15 protein-coding genes are annotated in these 15680 nt (G+C 54.5%); 10 read left to right on the forward strand and 5 right to left on the reverse strand.

Annotated features, from left to right (window positions below; all coding sequences use genetic code 11):
• The first annotated feature begins 21 nt into the window (after positions 1-21).
• Positions 22-741 (forward strand): purine-nucleoside phosphorylase, encoded by a 720-nt coding sequence (gene deoD, locus RYZ59_RS09010; RefSeq protein WP_000224864.1) that lies wholly within the window; start codon positions 22-24, stop codon positions 739-741.
• 99 nt (positions 742-840) lie between these two features.
• Here the strand turns inward: deoD and lplA are convergent, their stop codons facing one another.
• Both lplA and RYZ59_RS09020 read right to left on the reverse strand, forming a co-directional pair.
• On the reverse strand, positions 841-1857 hold the full coding sequence (gene lplA, locus RYZ59_RS09015; protein WP_318047632.1) for a lipoate--protein ligase LplA: 1017 nt from the start codon (positions 1855-1857) through the stop codon (positions 841-843).
• Positions 1858-1878: 21 nt separating this feature from the next.
• Entirely contained in the window at positions 1879-2520 is a 642-nt protein-coding gene (locus RYZ59_RS09020; RefSeq protein WP_137383800.1) for a YtjB family periplasmic protein, read from the reverse strand.
• A 116-nt stretch (positions 2521-2636) separates the two neighbouring features.
• On the opposite strand from RYZ59_RS09020, the gene serB reads away from it, so the two are divergent.
• The 3 genes from serB to nadR all read left to right on the forward strand — a co-directional run bounded on the left by serB (position 2637) and on the right by nadR (position 6379).
• Complete coding sequence (gene serB / locus RYZ59_RS09025) at positions 2637-3605, forward strand: phosphoserine phosphatase (RefSeq protein WP_101741335.1); 969 nt, start codon at positions 2637-2639, stop codon at positions 3603-3605.
• Between the two features lie 11 nt (positions 3606-3616).
• Positions 3617-4999, forward strand: coding sequence for a DNA repair protein RadA (gene radA, locus RYZ59_RS09030; protein ID WP_318047628.1), 1383 nt, complete (start codon positions 3617-3619; stop codon positions 4997-4999).
• A 150-nt stretch (positions 5000-5149) separates the two neighbouring features.
• Positions 5150-6379, forward strand: coding sequence for a multifunctional transcriptional regulator/nicotinamide-nucleotide adenylyltransferase/ribosylnicotinamide kinase NadR (gene nadR / locus RYZ59_RS09035; RefSeq protein WP_411961646.1), 1230 nt, complete (start codon positions 5150-5152; stop codon positions 6377-6379).
• 100 nt (positions 6380-6479) lie between these two features.
• Here nadR and ettA read toward each other — a convergent pair whose 3' ends face one another.
• Positions 6480-8147, reverse strand: coding sequence for an energy-dependent translational throttle protein EttA (gene ettA, locus RYZ59_RS09040; RefSeq protein ID WP_202039571.1), 1668 nt, complete (start codon positions 8145-8147; stop codon positions 6480-6482).
• Positions 8148-8353: 206 nt separating this feature from the next.
• Between ettA and sltY the strand changes: the two genes are divergently transcribed.
• Positions 8354-10291: a murein transglycosylase gene (sltY, locus tag RYZ59_RS09045; protein WP_318047627.1), complete on the forward strand. Its 1938-nt coding sequence runs from the start codon at positions 8354-8356 to the stop codon at positions 10289-10291.
• Between the two features lie 89 nt (positions 10292-10380).
• Positions 10381-10707: a trp operon repressor gene (gene trpR, locus RYZ59_RS09050; protein WP_005123945.1), complete on the forward strand. Its 327-nt coding sequence runs from the start codon at positions 10381-10383 to the stop codon at positions 10705-10707.
• A gap of 55 nt (positions 10708-10762) precedes the next feature.
• Here the strand turns inward: trpR and yjjX are convergent, their stop codons facing one another.
• The gene (gene yjjX, locus RYZ59_RS09055) at positions 10763-11278 is read right to left on the reverse strand and encodes an inosine/xanthosine triphosphatase (RefSeq protein WP_318047624.1); all 516 of its coding nucleotides are present in this window, start codon (positions 11276-11278) and stop codon (positions 10763-10765) included.
• Positions 11279-11349: 71 nt separating this feature from the next.
• On the opposite strand from yjjX, the gene gpmB reads away from it, so the two are divergent.
• Positions 11350-11997: a 2,3-diphosphoglycerate-dependent phosphoglycerate mutase GpmB gene (gpmB, locus tag RYZ59_RS09060; protein WP_137383795.1), complete on the forward strand. Its 648-nt coding sequence runs from the start codon at positions 11350-11352 to the stop codon at positions 11995-11997.
• Here gpmB and robA read toward each other — a convergent pair.
• Positions 11994-12863, reverse strand: a complete 870-nt coding sequence (gene robA / locus RYZ59_RS09065; protein ID WP_137383794.1) for an MDR efflux pump AcrAB transcriptional activator RobA — start codon at positions 12861-12863, stop codon at positions 11994-11996. The two genes, gpmB and robA, sit on opposite strands and share 4 nt — an antisense overlap.
• 211 nt (positions 12864-13074) lie before the next feature.
• Here robA and creA point away from each other — a divergent pair, with 211 nt between their 5' ends.
• Genes creA through creC form a run of 3 tightly spaced genes read left to right on the forward strand, consistent with a single transcriptional unit; the run spans position 13075 to position 15674 of the window.
• Complete coding sequence (gene creA / locus RYZ59_RS09070; protein ID WP_137383793.1) at positions 13075-13548, forward strand: protein CreA; 474 nt, start codon at positions 13075-13077, stop codon at positions 13546-13548.
• Positions 13549-13560: 12 nt separating this feature from the next.
• The gene (creB, locus tag RYZ59_RS09075) at positions 13561-14250 is read left to right on the forward strand and encodes a two-component system response regulator CreB (protein ID WP_318047619.1); all 690 of its coding nucleotides are present in this window, start codon (positions 13561-13563) and stop codon (positions 14248-14250) included.
• The gene (gene creC / locus RYZ59_RS09080; RefSeq protein WP_318047617.1) at positions 14250-15674 is read left to right on the forward strand and encodes a two-component system sensor histidine kinase CreC; all 1425 of its coding nucleotides are present in this window, start codon (positions 14250-14252) and stop codon (positions 15672-15674) included. Before creB ends, creC begins: the two co-directional genes overlap by 1 nt.
• The last annotated feature ends 6 nt before the right edge of the window (positions 15675-15680 follow it).

Below are 15680 nucleotides of genomic sequence, written 5' to 3' on the forward strand. Positions count from 1 at the left end.
ACAACAAGATAAGGACAAAAAATGGCAACTCCACATATTAATGCAGAAATGGGTGATTTCGCTGACGTCGTATTGATGCCGGGCGACCCGCTGCGTGCAAAGCATATTGCTGAAACTTTCCTCGAAGATGTTCGTGAAGTGAATAACGTTCGCGGCATGTTAGGTTTCACCGGTACTTACAAAGGCCGTAAGATTTCCGTTATGGGTCACGGTATGGGTATCCCGTCCTGCTCCATCTACACCAAAGAGCTGATCACCGATTTCGGCGTGAAGAAAATCATTCGCGTAGGCTCCTGCGGTGCTGTGCGTATGGACGTTAAACTGCGTGATGTGGTTATCGGCATGGGTGCATGCACCGATTCCAAAGTTAACCGTATCCGCTTTAAAGATCATGACTTTGCAGCTATCGCTGATTTCGACATGGTGCGCAACGCAGTTGATGCGGCAAAAGCGCTGGGCGTTGACGCGCGCGTGGGCAACCTGTTCTCCGCTGACCTGTTCTACTCTCCGGACGGTGAAATGTTCGACGTGATGGAAAAGTACGGCGTACTGGGCGTGGAAATGGAAGCGGCGGGTATCTATGGTGTTGCGGCTGAGTTTGGTGCGAAAGCACTGACCATCTGTACCGTGTCCGACCATATCCGTACTCACGAGCAGACCACTGCCGCTGAACGTCAGACGACCTTCAACGACATGATCAAAATCGCACTGGAATCCGTTCTGCTGGGCGATAAAGAGTAAGCGTTGTTTTGCCCGGTGGCGCTGCGCTGGCCGGGCCTGCCATTCTTCTCGTAGGCCGGATAAGGCATCGCCGCCATCCGGCATTTTTCTGGCCAGTGCTTAACGCACCGCCCCGGCAATCCATGCCGACAGCTCGCGTAACTCTTTCTCCTGCTGTGGGAAATCAACCAGCAGCGCCTCGCACTCCTGTTGCAGCCTATCCGCCCGATACAAACACCCTTGCAGACGACCCGCCAGCGCTTCTAACGGCGCGGGATTGAGGCTGTCGGTAAACACCTGCGTGCGTGTGATGTGACCTTTCTCCACGTCAAAATGCAGCTCGACGCCGCCCCAGGTGAAGCGTTCGTCCAGCAGATGTGAAAACGCTGGAGCTTGACCAAAGTTCCACTCCCAACTGCTTTGGCGGGCGAAGGTTTCGGCAAAATTCGGCAGGTCCGGCGTTTTATCGGGAGAGATAATTTCGGCGTCTACGCGTTCGCCGTAGTGTTCAAAAAAGGCTTCTGTAACAGCCTGACACACCTGTTCGTGGGTAATGCCCGGTGACAGCTCAGTCAAATTGGCAACTCGCGAGCGCACAGAGGTAATCCCTTTTGCGGCAAGTTTCTTTTTATCGGGGTTCAGGTAGTTGGCCAGTCGACTGAGATCGGCATTTAGCAGCAGCGTGCCGTGGTGAAATCCGCGATCTTTCGTTTCCCGATATGCGGAACCAGAGACTTTGCGATCGCCCTCGGCGGTTTTAACCACCAGATCGTTACGCCCGGAGGCATCGGCGTTTACACCCAGCGAATTCAACGCATTCAGTACGATAGCCGTGGAGATGGTTTTGTCATACTCCGGTTTGCCGGCCATAAAGGTAAAGCAGGTATTCCCGAGATCATGAAATACCGCGCCACCGCCGCTGCTGCGACGTGCCAACCGCACGTTGTCCTCTTCCATTCGGCGGGTGTTACACTCTTTCCATGGGTTTTGCGCACGGCCAATAACCACCGTATCGGCGTTACGCCATAAAAACAGGACGCGCTGCGTGGCGGGCATCTGGCGGAAAATGCACTCTTCAACGGCCAGGTTAAACCAGGGATCGTGAGAGTCAGAGATAAGCAGGCGTAGTGTGGTCATGGTCGATTTCCTTTCTTTGAATTACTCTTTTTTCTCGTTGTCTTCTTCCTGTACCGGTTTGTTGGCGGTCAGCAGGAAAGGGGATTGCTGCCAGCGGGTACGCTTGCCTTGCAATAATGTACGTGTGAGGACTACGCCAATAGCCAGTGACAGGAGCAGCATCAGGCGTAAGATGTTGGTGGTGTTGTCTACCTGCTTCGCTTCGGTAGCAAGCGTGTGGGTGTCGAGTGTCAGGCGCAGATAACCCAGTGGGCCGTTTCTCCCCTGAATGGGCTCAACGATTTGCTGATTAAAATAGCCCCCGGCTTTTTTGCCATCGAGCGCCAGTCGGTCACGGACGTTGACGCTCTCACCAGTGCGGGTAATCAGATCGCCCTGTTCATCGTACACCCCGGCATCCAGAATGCGGCTACTCTCCGTTAACTGCGTGAGTACGGCTTTGATGCGTTTTTCATCCGGTGTTTCGGTACGCATCAGCGGCGCGACGTTTAAGGTGACCTGGCGGGCCAGTGTACGCGCCAGTTCTTCCAGCTGCGGATTACGTTGCTGCTGGTGGCTTTGACTAAACCAGGAAGCCCCCTGCATCAGAGCGACGAGCAGCGCGAGACAGGACAATACAATCACTGCACGATGAAGTCGGAATTTCAGTTTTGCGCGAGCCATATTCCACCTGCTGAAAATTTGAGGCTTAATGTTGCCAGAAGCGCTGGTTACAGGGTAGCCTCATGCGTTATTTTCCGCTGGATGATTCCGACCCGAACGATTTTACAGGAGCTTTAATGCCTAACATTACCTGGTGCGATCTACCCGAAGATGTCTCTCTGTGGCCAGGTCTGCCCCTTTCTTTAAGCGGTGATGAAGTCATGCCGCTGGACTACCACGCGGGCCGCAGTGGCTGGCTGCTGTATGGTCGTGGGCTGGATAAACAGCGTTTAACGCAATACCAGAGCAAACTGGGTGCGGCGATGGTGATCGTTGCGGCCTGGTGCGTCGAGGATTATCAGGTGATTCGCCTCGCGGGGTCGTTAACACCGCGCGCGACAAAACTGGCGCACGACGCCAAACTGGATGTTGCGCCATTAGGTAAAATCCCCCATCTGCGTACGCCAGGACTACTGGTGATGGATATGGACTCTACGGCTATCCAGATCGAATGTATCGACGAAATCGCCAAACTGGCCGGAACGGGCGAAATGGTTGCGGAAGTGACCGAACGCGCGATGCGCGGCGAGCTGGATTTTACCGCCAGCCTGCGTAGCCGCGTGGCGACGCTGAAGGGCGCTGATGCCAATATTTTACATCAGGTGCGCGAAACGTTACCGCTGATGCCTGGCCTGACGCAACTGGTGTTAAAACTGGAAACGCTCGGCTGGAAAGTGGCTATCGCCTCCGGCGGCTTTACCTTCTTCGCCGATTATCTGCGTAACAAACTGCGTCTGACGGCGGCTGTGGCAAACGAGCTGGAGATCATGGACGGTAAATTCACCGGCAACGTGATCGGCGATATCGTTGATGCGCAGTACAAAGCCAGTACCCTGACCCGACTGGCGCAGGAGTATGAGATCCCGATGGCGCAGACAGTAGCCATCGGCGACGGCGCCAACGATCTGCCGATGATCAAAACGGCCGGGCTGGGCATTGCGTATCATGCTAAACCCAAAGTGAATGAAAAGACGGAGATTACTATCCGTCACGCTGACCTGATGGGCGTGTTCTGCATTCTCTCCGGCAGCATGAACCAGAAATAATGAGGTAAAACGTGGCAAAAGCTCCAAAACGCGCCTTTGTTTGTAATGAATGTGGGGCCGATTACCCACGCTGGCAGGGGCAATGTAGCGCCTGTCAGGCCTGGAACACCATTACTGAGGTACGCCTTGCGGCATCGCCGACGGTGGCGCGTAACGAGCGGCTCAGCGGCTACGCCGGGAATGCGGGTGTCGCAAAGGTGCAGAAGCTGTCTGATATCAGCCTTGAGGAGCTGCCGCGTTTTTCGACCGGTTTTAAAGAGTTCGATCGCGTACTGGGCGGCGGTGTGGTGCCGGGTAGTGCCATTCTGATTGGTGGCAACCCCGGCGCGGGGAAGTCGACGCTGCTGCTACAAACGTTGTGTAAGCTTGCCGAGCAGATGAAAACCTTGTACGTCACAGGGGAAGAATCTTTGCAGCAGGTCGCGATGCGTGCACATCGACTGGGTCTGCCGACGGCGAATCTGAATATGCTGTCGGAAACCAGCATTGAGCAAATTTGCCTGATTGCGGAAGAAGAACAACCGAAGCTGATGGTTATCGACTCCATTCAGGTGATGCATATGGCGGATATTCAGTCTTCACCAGGCAGCGTGGCGCAGGTGCGGGAAACCGCCGCTTACCTGACGCGCTTTGCTAAAACGCGTGGTGTAGCGATTGTGATGGTCGGCCATGTCACCAAAGACGGGTCGCTGGCCGGGCCAAAGGTGTTGGAGCACTGTATTGACTGCTCGGTGCTGCTTGACGGTGACGCCGACTCCCGTTTTCGTACCCTGCGTAGCCATAAAAACCGCTTTGGCGCGGTGAATGAGCTGGGCGTCTTCGCGATGACCGAACAGGGACTGCGCGAAGTCAGCAACCCTTCCGCTATCTTCTTAAGCCGTGGCGATGAGGTCACCTCCGGCAGTTCGGTGATGGTGGTCTGGGAAGGCACGCGCCCGCTGCTGGTAGAGATTCAGGCACTGGTCGATCACTCGATGATGGCGAATCCTCGGCGCGTAGCGGTCGGGCTGGAACAAAACCGCCTGGCGATTTTACTGGCGGTGCTGCACCGCCACGGCGGCCTGCAAATGTCTGACCAAGACGTGTTCGTCAACGTGGTTGGCGGCGTCAAAGTCACCGAAACCAGTGCAGACCTGGCGCTGCTGTTGGCAATGGTTTCCAGCCTGCGCGACAGGCCGTTACCACACGATCTCGTGGTCTTTGGCGAAGTGGGGCTGGCAGGTGAAATTCGCCCGGTTCCCAGCGGTCTGGAGCGTATTTCGGAAGCCGCGAAGCACGGCTTCCGTCGGGCGATTGTGCCTGCCGCCAACGTACCGAAAAAAGTACCGGAAGGGATGCAGGTTTTTGGTGTTAAAAAACTTTCTGACGCGCTAAGCGTGTTTGACGACTTATAATTCATTACCCGTCGTCTTTCTGTCGGCAGGTGCGTTGGCTGCGTTCCTGCCAACAGAAATCCATAGGGCAATTATTTGTTTCACCCTGTAGGCCTGATAAGCGAAGCGCCATCAGGCAGTGTTACGCGATTTTTCCAGCAGGAGGCTCTTGTGTCATTTGATTATCTGAAAACCGCCATTAAGCAAAAGGGCTGTACCCTGCAACAAGTGGCGGATGCCAGTGGCATGACCAAGGGCTATCTCAGCCAGTTGTTGAATGCCAAAATCAAAAGCCCCAGCGCGCAAAAACTGGAGGCGCTGCACCGTTTTCTCGGATTGGAATTTCCTCGCCAGCAGAAAAACATCGGCGTGGTCTTCGGTAAGTTTTATCCGCTGCATACCGGTCATATCTATCTTATCCAGCGCGCCTGTAGTCAGGTTGATGAACTGCATATCATCATGGGCTATGACGACACGCGCGACCGCAGTCTGTTTGAAGACAGCGCCATGTCACAACAGCCAACGGTCTCCGATCGTCTGCGCTGGCTGTTGCAGACCTTCAAATATCAGAAAAATATCCGTATTCATGCCTTCAATGAAGAGGGCATGGAGCCGTACCCGCACGGTTGGGATGTCTGGAGCAACGGGATCAAAACGTTTATGCAGGAGAAGGGGATTCAGCCTAACTGGATCTACACCTCTGAAGAGTCAGATGCCCCGCAGTATCTCGAACATCTGGGGATCGAAACCGTGCTGGTTGATCCCAAACGGACATTTATGAGTATCAGCGGCGGGCAAATTCGAGAAAACCCATTCCGCTACTGGGAATATATCCCAACTGAAGTGAAACCGTTTTTCGTGCGCACCGTGGCGATCCTCGGTGGAGAGTCGAGCGGCAAATCGACGCTGGTGAATAAGCTCGCCAACATCTTTAACACCACCAGTGCGTGGGAATATGGCCGTGATTACGTCTTTTCTCATTTGGGGGGCGATGAGATGGCGTTGCAGTACTCGGACTACGATAAGATTGCGCTGGGACAGGCACAGTACATTGATTTTGCGGTGAAATATGCCAATAAGGTGGCATTTATCGACACTGACTTTGTGACCACTCAGGCATTCTGTAAAAAGTACGAAGGGCGTGAGCATCCGTTTGTGCAGGCATTGATTGACGAATACCGCTTTGACCTGGTGATCCTGCTGGAAAACAACACCCCGTGGGTGGCGGATGGATTACGCAGCCTTGGGAGTTCGGTTGACCGTAAGGCATTTCAGTCCCTGCTGGTGGAGATGCTACAGGAAAACAACATCGATTTTGTCCACGTGGAAGAGCCTGACTATGATGGCCGGTTCCTGCGCTGTGTGGAGTTGGTGAAAGAACTGATGGGTGAGCAGAGGTAGGTTTTAATGCCGGATGGCGCTGCGCTTATCTGGCCTACAAGTCGCACTAACCTCGTAGGCCGGATAAGGTGGAACGCCGCCATCCGGCGCTTAACGGCAATTACTTAGCAATACGCTTGTACTTGATACGCTTCGGCTCCAGCGCATCAGCGCCCAGCGTGCGTTTTTTGTACTCTTCGTATTCGGTAAAGTTACCTTCAAAGAACTCGACTTTACCTTCATCCTGGTAATCCAGAATGTGGGTGGCGATACGGTCGAGGAACCAACGGTCGTGCGAGATAACCATTGCGCAGCCCGGGAACTCCAGCAGGGCGTTTTCCAGCGCGCGCAGGGTTTCGATATCCAGGTCGTTGGTCGGTTCATCGAGCAGCAGCATATTACCGCCAACCTGCAGCAGTTTCGCCAGGTGCAGACGACCACGCTCACCGCCGGACAGTTCGCCTACGCGTTTACCCTGATCAACACCTTTAAAGTTGAAGCGGCCTACGTAGGCACGGCTTGGCATTTCGGTGTTGCCGATACGCATAATATCCAGCCCGCCGGAGACTTCTTCCCACACGGTTTTGCTGTTGTCCATGGCATCACGGAACTGGTCAACAGACGCCAGCTTCACGGTTTCACCCAGCTCAATGGTGCCGCTGTCAGGCTGTTCCTGACCGGACATCATGCGGAACAGGGTGGATTTACCTGCACCGTTCGGGCCGATGATACCGACAATGGCCCCTTTCGGTACTGAGAAGCTCAAATCGTCAATCAGTACGCGATCGCCGTAGGATTTACGCAGATTGGTCACTTCAACGACTTTATCGCCCAGACGCGGTCCTGGTGGAATAAACAGTTCGTTGGTTTCGTTACGTTTCTGGTATTCGGTATTGTTGAGTTCTTCAAAGCGTGCCAGACGGGCTTTGCCCTTAGACTGACGGCCTTTAGCACCCTGGCGTACCCACTCCAGCTCTTTCTCAATGGATTTACGACGAGCGGCTTCCTGAGAGGCTTCCTGAGCCAGACGCTGATCTTTCTGTTCCAGCCATGAGGAGTAGTTACCTTCCCACGGAATACCTTCACCACGGTCAAGCTCCAGAATCCAACCGGCTACGTTATCGAGGAAGTAACGGTCGTGGGTAATCGCCACCACGGTGCCTTCGAAATCGTGCAGGAAGCGTTCCAGCCACGCCACGGATTCGGCATCCAGGTGGTTCGTCGGTTCGTCGAGCAGCAGCATGTCTGGTTTTTCCAGCAGCAGGCGGCACAGTGCGACGCGGCGACGTTCACCACCGGAGAGCTTCTCAATTTTGGCATCCCAGTCCGGCAGACGGAGTGCGTCAGCGGCACGCTCCAGTTGCACGTTCAGGTTGTGACCGTCATGTGCCTGAATGATTTCTTCGAACTTACCCTGTTGTGCGGCAAGTTTATCGAAGTCGGCGTCTGGCTCTGCGTACTTGGCGTACACTTCATCCAGGCCTTTCAGTGCGTTGACCACTTCGGCAACCGCTTCTTCAACGGATTCACGAACAGTGTGTTCCGGGTTCAGCTTCGGTTCCTGTGGCAGGTAACCGATCTTGATACCCGGCTGCGGACGTGCTTCACCCTCGATATCGGTATCAATGCCGGCCATGATGCGCAGCAGGGTAGATTTACCCGCACCGTTCAGACCGAGCACCCCAATTTTGGCGCCAGGGAAGAAGCTCAGAGAGATGTTTTTAAGAATATGACGTTTCGGCGGAACGACTTTGCCGACACGATGCATGGTATAAACGAATTGAGCCACGTGGACTTCGCCTCTTTTATAGTGATGAATAGAGTTTTCAAAGGCGAAGTGTAGCCTTTTTCATTGCTCAATCCCAGCCAGCAGATCTCACTCGCAACAAAAGTAAAAAAGTGTCCGTAACGTGGCGCATTCTGCAATGTCTGGTTAGCATGAATGAATTAAGCGGCACGATGCTGCACAGACGTAAATGACAAGAGGAAGAGCTTGTGGACAAAGCCAAACAATTTACCTGGCGCCTGCTGGCGGCCAGCGTATGTCTGCTGACGGTCAGTCAAGTGGCGCGAGCCGATTCCCTGGATGAGCAGCGCAATCGCTATGCGCAAATTAAGCAGGCCTGGGATAACCGACAAATGGACGTCGTAGAGCAGATGATGCCCGGCCTGAAGAACTATCCTCTGTATCCCTATCTGGAATATCGCCAGATCACTGACGATCTGATGAATCAGCCGACGATTACCGTCACCAATTTTGTGCGCGCCAACCCGACGCTGCCTCCAGCGCGTACGCTGCAATCGCGTTTCGTGAATGAACTGGCGCGCCGCGAAGACTGGCGTGGACTGCTGGCGTTCAGCCCGGATAAGCCTGGCACTACCGAGGCGCAATGTAACTACTACTATGCGAAATGGAGCACCGGACAAACCGATGAAGCCTGGCAGGGTGCAAAAGAGCTGTGGTTAACCGGCAAAAGCCAGCCGAATGCGTGTGACAAATTATTCGGCGTATGGCGCGCCTCAGGCACTCAGGACCCGCTGGCGTATCTGGAGCGTATTCGTCTGGCGATGAAAGCGGGGAATACCGGTTTGGTGACCGCGTTAGCTGGACAGATGCCTGCGCAATACCAAACCATTGCCTCTGCGATCATCTCGCTGGCCAACGATCCAAATTCGGTGATGACCTTTGCGCGTACCACCGGCGCGACGGATTTCACCCGACAGATGGCGGCGGTGGCCTTTGCCAGCGTGGCGCGTCAGGATGTGGAAAATGCGCGTTTGATGATCCCTTCATTGGCGCAAGCGCAACAGCTTAATGACGATCAAATTCAGGAGCTGCGCGATATCGTTGCCTGGCGTCTGATGGGTAATGATGTGACCGATGAGCAGGCGAAATGGCGCGATGATGCGATTATGCGCTCCAATTCCACCTCGCTTGTGGAGCGCCGCGTGCGTATGGCGCTGGGAACCGGCGATCGTCGTGGCCTGAATACCTGGCTGGCGCGTTTGCCAATGGAAGCAAAAGAAAAAGATGAGTGGCGCTACTGGCAGGCGGATCTGCTGCTGGAGCGGGGACGCAATGATGAAGCGAAAGAGATCCTGCATCAGCTCATGCAGCAGCGCGGATTCTACCCGATGGTGGCGGCACAGCGTCTGGGCGAAGAGTACGCGCTGAAAGTGGATAAAGCCCCTGCCAACGTTGACTCTGCGTTAATTCAGGGGCCGGAAATGGCGCGAGTTCGTGAACTGATGTACTGGAACCTGGACAATACCGCGCGCAGTGAATGGGCGAATCTGGTCACCAGCCGTACCAGGTCCGAGCAGGCTCAACTGGCGCGTTACGCGTTCAACAATCACTGGTGGGATCTGAGCGTTCAGGCGACGATCGCCGGTAAGCTGTGGGATCATCTGGAAGAGCGCTTCCCGTTGGCCTATAAAGATCTTTTTACCCGTTACACCAGCGGCAAGGATATTCCGCCAAGCTATGCAATGGCGATAGCGCGTCAGGAAAGTGCCTGGAACCCGAAAGTGAAATCACCGGTCGGCGCCAGCGGGCTGATGCAGATTATGCCGGGCACGGCGACACATACGGTGAAAATGTTCTCGATTCCCGGTTACAGCAGCCCAAATCAGTTGTTAGATCCTGATACCAATATCAACATCGGTACCAGCTATTTGCAGTACGTGTATCAGCAATTTGGCAACAACCGTATCTTTGCTTCTGCGGCGTATAACGCAGGTCCGGGACGCGTTCGCACCTGGCTTGGTAATAGCGCAGGTCGTATTGATGCCGTGGCGTTTGTCGAAAGTATTCCGTTCTCGGAAACGCGAGGATATGTGAAGAACGTGCTGGCATACGATGCGTACTACCGTTATTTCCTCGGTGATAAACCGACGTTGATGAGCGATGCAGAATGGCAACGTCGTTACTGATCGTATCGATTGTGTTATGCTATCGTACTCGTTAAAGAGTACAAAAGGGGGAGGCAAGCGCGCTTCCCCCGCAACGATGGCGATATCTTATGACTCAGCAATCACCCTATTCAGCAGAGATGGCAGAACAGCGTCACCAGGAGTGGTTACGTTTTGTCGACCTGCTTAAACACGCCTATGAACAAGATTTACACCTGCCCCTGCTCAATTTGATGTTAACGCCGGATGAGCGCGAAGCGTTGGGCACGCGTGTGCGTATCATTGAAGAGCTGCTGCGCGGCGAGATGAGCCAGCGCGAGCTTAAAAACGAGCTAGGTGCGGGGATCGCCACCATTACGCGGGGGTCGAACAGCCTCAAGTCCGCACCGGTGGATCTGCGTCACTGGCTGGAGCAGGTACTGCTCGGGAAAAATTGATCCGCCGGATGCGGCTTTGCTTTATCCGGCCTACGGGTGAACATCCGGCGCAATGCTATAAATACACCGCATTATGAAACGGACTGAGCGCCAGAATCACCGCCTGGTGATAGACGCTCGAACGCGTCAGTTTGCCCGCGGTAAAGACGCCGATTGCGCCCTCTTTACGACCAATCTCATCAATACCTGTGTAGTCCGACATCACCGGGCCGAGTGCTTCACCCAGGCGGACTCTGTCGAGAATGACGGCCGGCAATGGCAGCGTGGCTGAACGGGCTTCGCCGCGCTGGACGCCGTTATCAATCACCACCCAACTGAAGGTGGCATCGTCGTCAATTCCCGCTTCAATAGCGACCCAGAAATCAGCCTGCGGGTGTAGGCGGCGCGCGTTATCAACGCGATTTCGTGCGCCAGTGCGCGTTTCCTGGCTTCCGAAAGGCTGTTCCGGCACGCCACTCTCGACGGCGACGGGTTCAATATGGCAGGATCCTTCCCCGAGAATCTCTTCAAATGCCCGCAGAATTGCCTGAATTTTGGCAGGATTGGTGGTCGCAGAGATAACCTTGTGCATAATTAAGCTCAGTTTGAAAATTCATCGCAGAGTCTACTCAAAGTACGACGAGTATATAACGGAAAAAAAGCATGTTACAGGTATACCTTGTTCGCCATGGCGAAACGCAGTGGAACGCCGAGCGACGTATTCAAGGCCAGTCAGACAGCCCACTGACCGCTAAAGGTGAACAGCAAGCCATGCAGGTGGGGGAACGCGCCCGCTCGTTTGGTATTACGCATGTCATCAGTAGTGATTTAGGTCGTACACGACGCACCGCAGAAATCATCGCCCAGGCCTGTGGCTGTGATATCACCTATGACTCACGACTGCGTGAACTCAATATGGGCGTGCTGGAGCAGCGTCATATTGATACGCTGACCCCGGAGGAAGAGGGCTGGCGTCGCCAGTTGGTGAACGGTACGGTGGATGGTCGTATTCCGCAAGGGGAGTCGATGCAGGAGCTGAGCGATCGCGTCAACGCGGCGCTGGCATCCTGCCTGGAGCTGCCGCCGGGGAGTCGTCCATTGCTGGTGAGCCATGGTATTGCGCTGGGCTGCCTGGTGAGTACCATTCTGGGATTGCCGGCATGGGCTGAGCGTCGTTTGCGTCTGCGCAACTGCTCTATTTCTCGTGTCGATTACCAGGAAAGCTTATGGCTGGCACCGGGCTGGGTGGTTGAAACGGCAGGGGACATCTCGCATCTGGATGCCCCTGCGTTGGATGAGCTACAGCGTTAACGGCGGATAGGAATCAGGAATTCGCAGCGCAGATTAATAGGGCGATCTCCCGCTTTGGCATCTTCTGCCGGGTAGTATCGCTCGATATCCTGCCCTTTACGGCGAGTCAGGTTCAGCATCGGCATGCAGGTGCCGTACACCGTCAGGATAAACTCCTGCACGCCCGTCCCCAGACCCTCATAGGTAAACATCACATACTCGCCGCCCTGTAACAGGATGGGTTGCGCCGACTGCACGTATCCGTTGGCCTGCTCGGGTGTGAGCGCGGTGGTATAAAACACTTCCTGTTCGTCATCTTTCTCAATGCTGGGGCGCGTTTCGTTGAGTCCGTACAGAACCTGCGGGATCGCTGGAGCCTGAGCAAGGAAGTCGCGCCAGAACTGAATCCGCATTTCATGACGGAAATCTGAAATCTGCTCAAGCGAGCAGGAATAACTCTGCGTGGTACCCAGCAGTGGTGTATCTTCCAGCGTGACGAATTCATGCGCTGGCATGGCAAATTCCCCGAGGCGCATCGGAGGGCGAATACCAAAAGCGCTCCATTCCGGCGAGCGACGATACAGCGCTGGCGTCTGGGAAAATTGCTTTTTGAACGCACGGGTAAACGTCTGTTGAGAATCGAAGCGATACTGCAGGGCGATGTCCAGTATTGGACGCGCAGTCAGGCGTAGCGCCACTGCGGACTTCGATAAACGACGAGCGCGGATATAGGCGCCAATAGCGTGGCCCGTCACGTCCTTGAACATTCTCTGCAGATGCCACTTGGAATAGCCTGCTTTTGCCGCCACATTGTCAAGCGACAAAGGCTGATCCAGATGGCCTTCCAGCCAGATTAAGAGGTCGCGAATAATGCCAGCCTGATCCATAAAATATCCTCATCCTTTCAACAACGAGTACCTGACGTCAGGTATGAGGATAATAGCATTTTTTGCTGTTTTAGCATTCAGTGTTTTTTTTGCTCATAAGTGCTTTTTTCGCACATACGAAAGCGTGATTATTGTAATCCTGTGATCTGTATACGTTTTATCTTAGAATGTCGAATAATTACACAGAGTAACATTTAAGAATGGTAACAATATGAAATATAAGAGCTTAGTCATTTCCTCAATTCTGCTGATGATGGCGCAGGTTGCCCATGCGGAGCAGATTGGATCTGTCGATACCGTGTTCAAAATGTTTGGACCGGATCATAAAATTGTGGTCGAGGCATTTGATGATCCTGATGTCACCAATGTGACCTGCTACGTTAGCCGCGCCAAAACCGGTGGCATTAAAGGTGGGCTGGGTTTGGCTGAAGATACTTCCGACGCGGCTATCTCCTGTCAGCAGGTGGGGCCGGTGGAGCTGAGCGACAGAATTAAAAACGGCAAAGCCCAGGGCGAGGTGGTCTTTAAGAAACGGACGTCTCTGGTGTTTAAATCCTTACAGGTCGTGCGTTTTTATGATGCGAAACGCAACACGCTGGCCTATCTGGCCTACTCAGATAAGGTGGTTGATGGATCGCCCAAAAATGCTATCAGCGCGGTACCCATCATGCCGTGGCAGCGATAACAGGTAGGCAAAATGCAACAGGCGCTGATCTGGTTGGTTGAGGACGAGCAGGGGATTGCGGATACGCTTATCTACATGCTGCAGCAGGAAGGTTTTAGCGTTGAAGCCTTTGAGCGTGGATTGCCCGTGCTGGAAAAATCACGCCAGAGATGTCCGGATGCGATCATTCTGGATGTCGGGCTCCCGGATATCAGCGGCTTTGAACTGTGCCGGCGACTACTGGTACGTCACCCGGCATTGCCAATTCTCTTTCTGACTGCGCGTAGCGATGAAGTCGATCGCCTGCTGGGGCTGGAAATTGGTGCGGATGATTATGTGGCGAAACCCTTCTCTCCGCGTGAGGTGTGCGCCCGCGTGCGTACGTTGCTGCGGCGGGTGAAAAAATTCTCCACGCCTTCACCGGCGACGCGGTGCGGTGATTTTGAACTCAATGAGCTTGCCGCACAGATTACCTGGTTTGGGATGCCGTTAAATCTGACACGCTATGAATTCTTGTTGCTGAAAACATTACTGCTGTCGCCGGGGCGCGTCTACTCACGCCAACAGTTAATGGATTTAGTCTGGGCCGATGCCCAGGATACCTTTGACCGAACGGTAGACACGCACATTAAAACGCTGCGTGCCAAACTGCGGGCCGTCAACCCGGAGCTATCACCGATTAATACACATCGCGGTATGGGATACAGCCTGAGGAGCACCTGATGCGCATTGGCATGCGTTTGCTGCTGGGCTACTTTCTGATTGTCGCCGTTGCCGCCTGGTTCGTTCTGTCCATCTTTGTACAGGAGATTAAGCCCGGCGTTCGTCGTGCGACGGAAGGGACGTTGATAGATACCGCTACGCTGCTGGCCGCGCTGGCGCGTGATGATTTGCTGTCTGGCTCTCCCTCCCACGGCAGGCTGGCGCAGGCATTTTCGCAACTGCACGATCGTCCTTTTCGCGCCAATATCAGTGGCATTAACAAAGTGCGCAATGAGTATCACGTCTACATGACGGACGCGCAGGGCAAGGTGGTGTTTGATTCCGCCAACAAAGCCGTAGGCGAAGATTATTCTCGCTGGAACGACGTATGGTTAACGCTGCGTGGGCAGTATGGCGCACGAAGTACGCCACAGAACCCGGCCGATGCGGAAAGTTCGGTGATGTACGTTGCTGCGCCGATTGTTGACCGTGGACGTATTATTGGTGTGCTCAGTGTCGGCAAACCCAATGCGGCAATGGCACCGGTGATTAAACGCAGTGAACGGCGGATACTGTGGGCCAGCGCCGTGTTACTGGGCATTGCCTTAGTGATTGGCGCAGGAATGGTATGGTGGATAAACCGGTCGATCGCGCGGCTGGCACGCTATGCTGATTCTGTTACAGAGAATCGCCCCGTCGCGCTTCCTGATCTTGGTAGCAGTGAGCTACGCAAGCTGGCACAGGCGCTGGAAAGTATGCGTCTGAAGCTGGAGGGCAAGAATTACATTGAGCAGTACGTCTATGCGTTGACGCATGAGCTAAAAAGCCCGCTGGCGGCTATTCGCGGCGCGGCAGAAATTTTGCGCGAAGGCCCGCCGCCCGGCGTGGTCGCGCGATTTACCGATAATATTTTGACGCAGAATGCGCGCATGCAGGTGCTGGTCGAAACGCTGTTACGCCAGGCGCGACTGGAGAACCGACAGGACATTACGTTGACGCCGGTGGTAGTAGATACGCTTTTTGCTCAGCTCAAAGAGGCGCGTAGTGTACAACTGGCGGCAAAAAACATCATGCTTACCGTTGTACCTTCATCGCTGACGGTTGCCGCCGATGCCGCACTGCTGGAGCAGGCGTTGGGTAATCTGCTGGATAACGCCATCGATTTTACGCCGGAGAACGGGACAATTGTATTGAGCGCGCATCCGCAGGAGGACCGCGTCACAATACAGGTCAGTGATAACGGCAGCGGCATACCTGACTTTGCGTTGCCGCGTATTTTTGAGCGCTTCTATTCGCTGCCCCGCGAGAATGGGCAGAAGAGCAGTGGGCTGGGGCTGGCGTTTGTCAGTGAGGTTGCGCGATTGCATCAAGGTGACGTGACGTTATGCAACCGACCAGAAGGCGGGGCGCAGGCCTCGTTTACACTTCACCGTCACTTCACATAACTTCAA

It is taken from the genome of Citrobacter sp. HN-141 (genome assembly GCF_033341895.1).
Lineage (GTDB): Bacteria > Pseudomonadota > Gammaproteobacteria > Enterobacterales > Enterobacteriaceae > Citrobacter.

What these genes read in the sequence shown, in the direction of transcription:
- RYZ59_RS09020 (WP_137383800.1), bottom strand. Translation starts at nt 2,520, where the DNA reads ATGGCTCGCGCAAAACTGAAATTCCGACTTCATCGTGCAGTGATTGTA.
- creB (WP_318047619.1), top strand. Translation starts at nt 13,561, where the DNA reads ATGCAACAGGCGCTGATCTGGTTGGTTGAGGACGAGCAGGGGATTGCG.
- lplA (WP_318047632.1), bottom strand. Translation starts at nt 1,857, where the DNA reads ATGACCACACTACGCCTGCTTATCTCTGACTCTCACGATCCCTGGTTT.
- deoD (WP_000224864.1), top strand. Translation starts at nt 22, where the DNA reads ATGGCAACTCCACATATTAATGCAGAAATGGGTGATTTCGCTGACGTC.
- creC (WP_318047617.1), top strand. Translation starts at nt 14,250, where the DNA reads ATGCGCATTGGCATGCGTTTGCTGCTGGGCTACTTTCTGATTGTCGCC.
- robA (WP_137383794.1), bottom strand. Translation starts at nt 12,863, where the DNA reads ATGGATCAGGCTGGCATTATTCGCGACCTCTTAATCTGGCTGGAAGGC.
- creA (WP_137383793.1), top strand. Translation starts at nt 13,075, where the DNA reads ATGAAATATAAGAGCTTAGTCATTTCCTCAATTCTGCTGATGATGGCG.
- gpmB (WP_137383795.1), top strand. Translation starts at nt 11,350, where the DNA reads ATGTTACAGGTATACCTTGTTCGCCATGGCGAAACGCAGTGGAACGCC.
- trpR (WP_005123945.1), top strand. Translation starts at nt 10,381, where the DNA reads ATGACTCAGCAATCACCCTATTCAGCAGAGATGGCAGAACAGCGTCAC.
- yjjX (WP_318047624.1), bottom strand. Translation starts at nt 11,278, where the DNA reads ATGCACAAGGTTATCTCTGCGACCACCAATCCTGCCAAAATTCAGGCA.
- serB (WP_101741335.1), top strand. Translation starts at nt 2,637, where the DNA reads ATGCCTAACATTACCTGGTGCGATCTACCCGAAGATGTCTCTCTGTGG.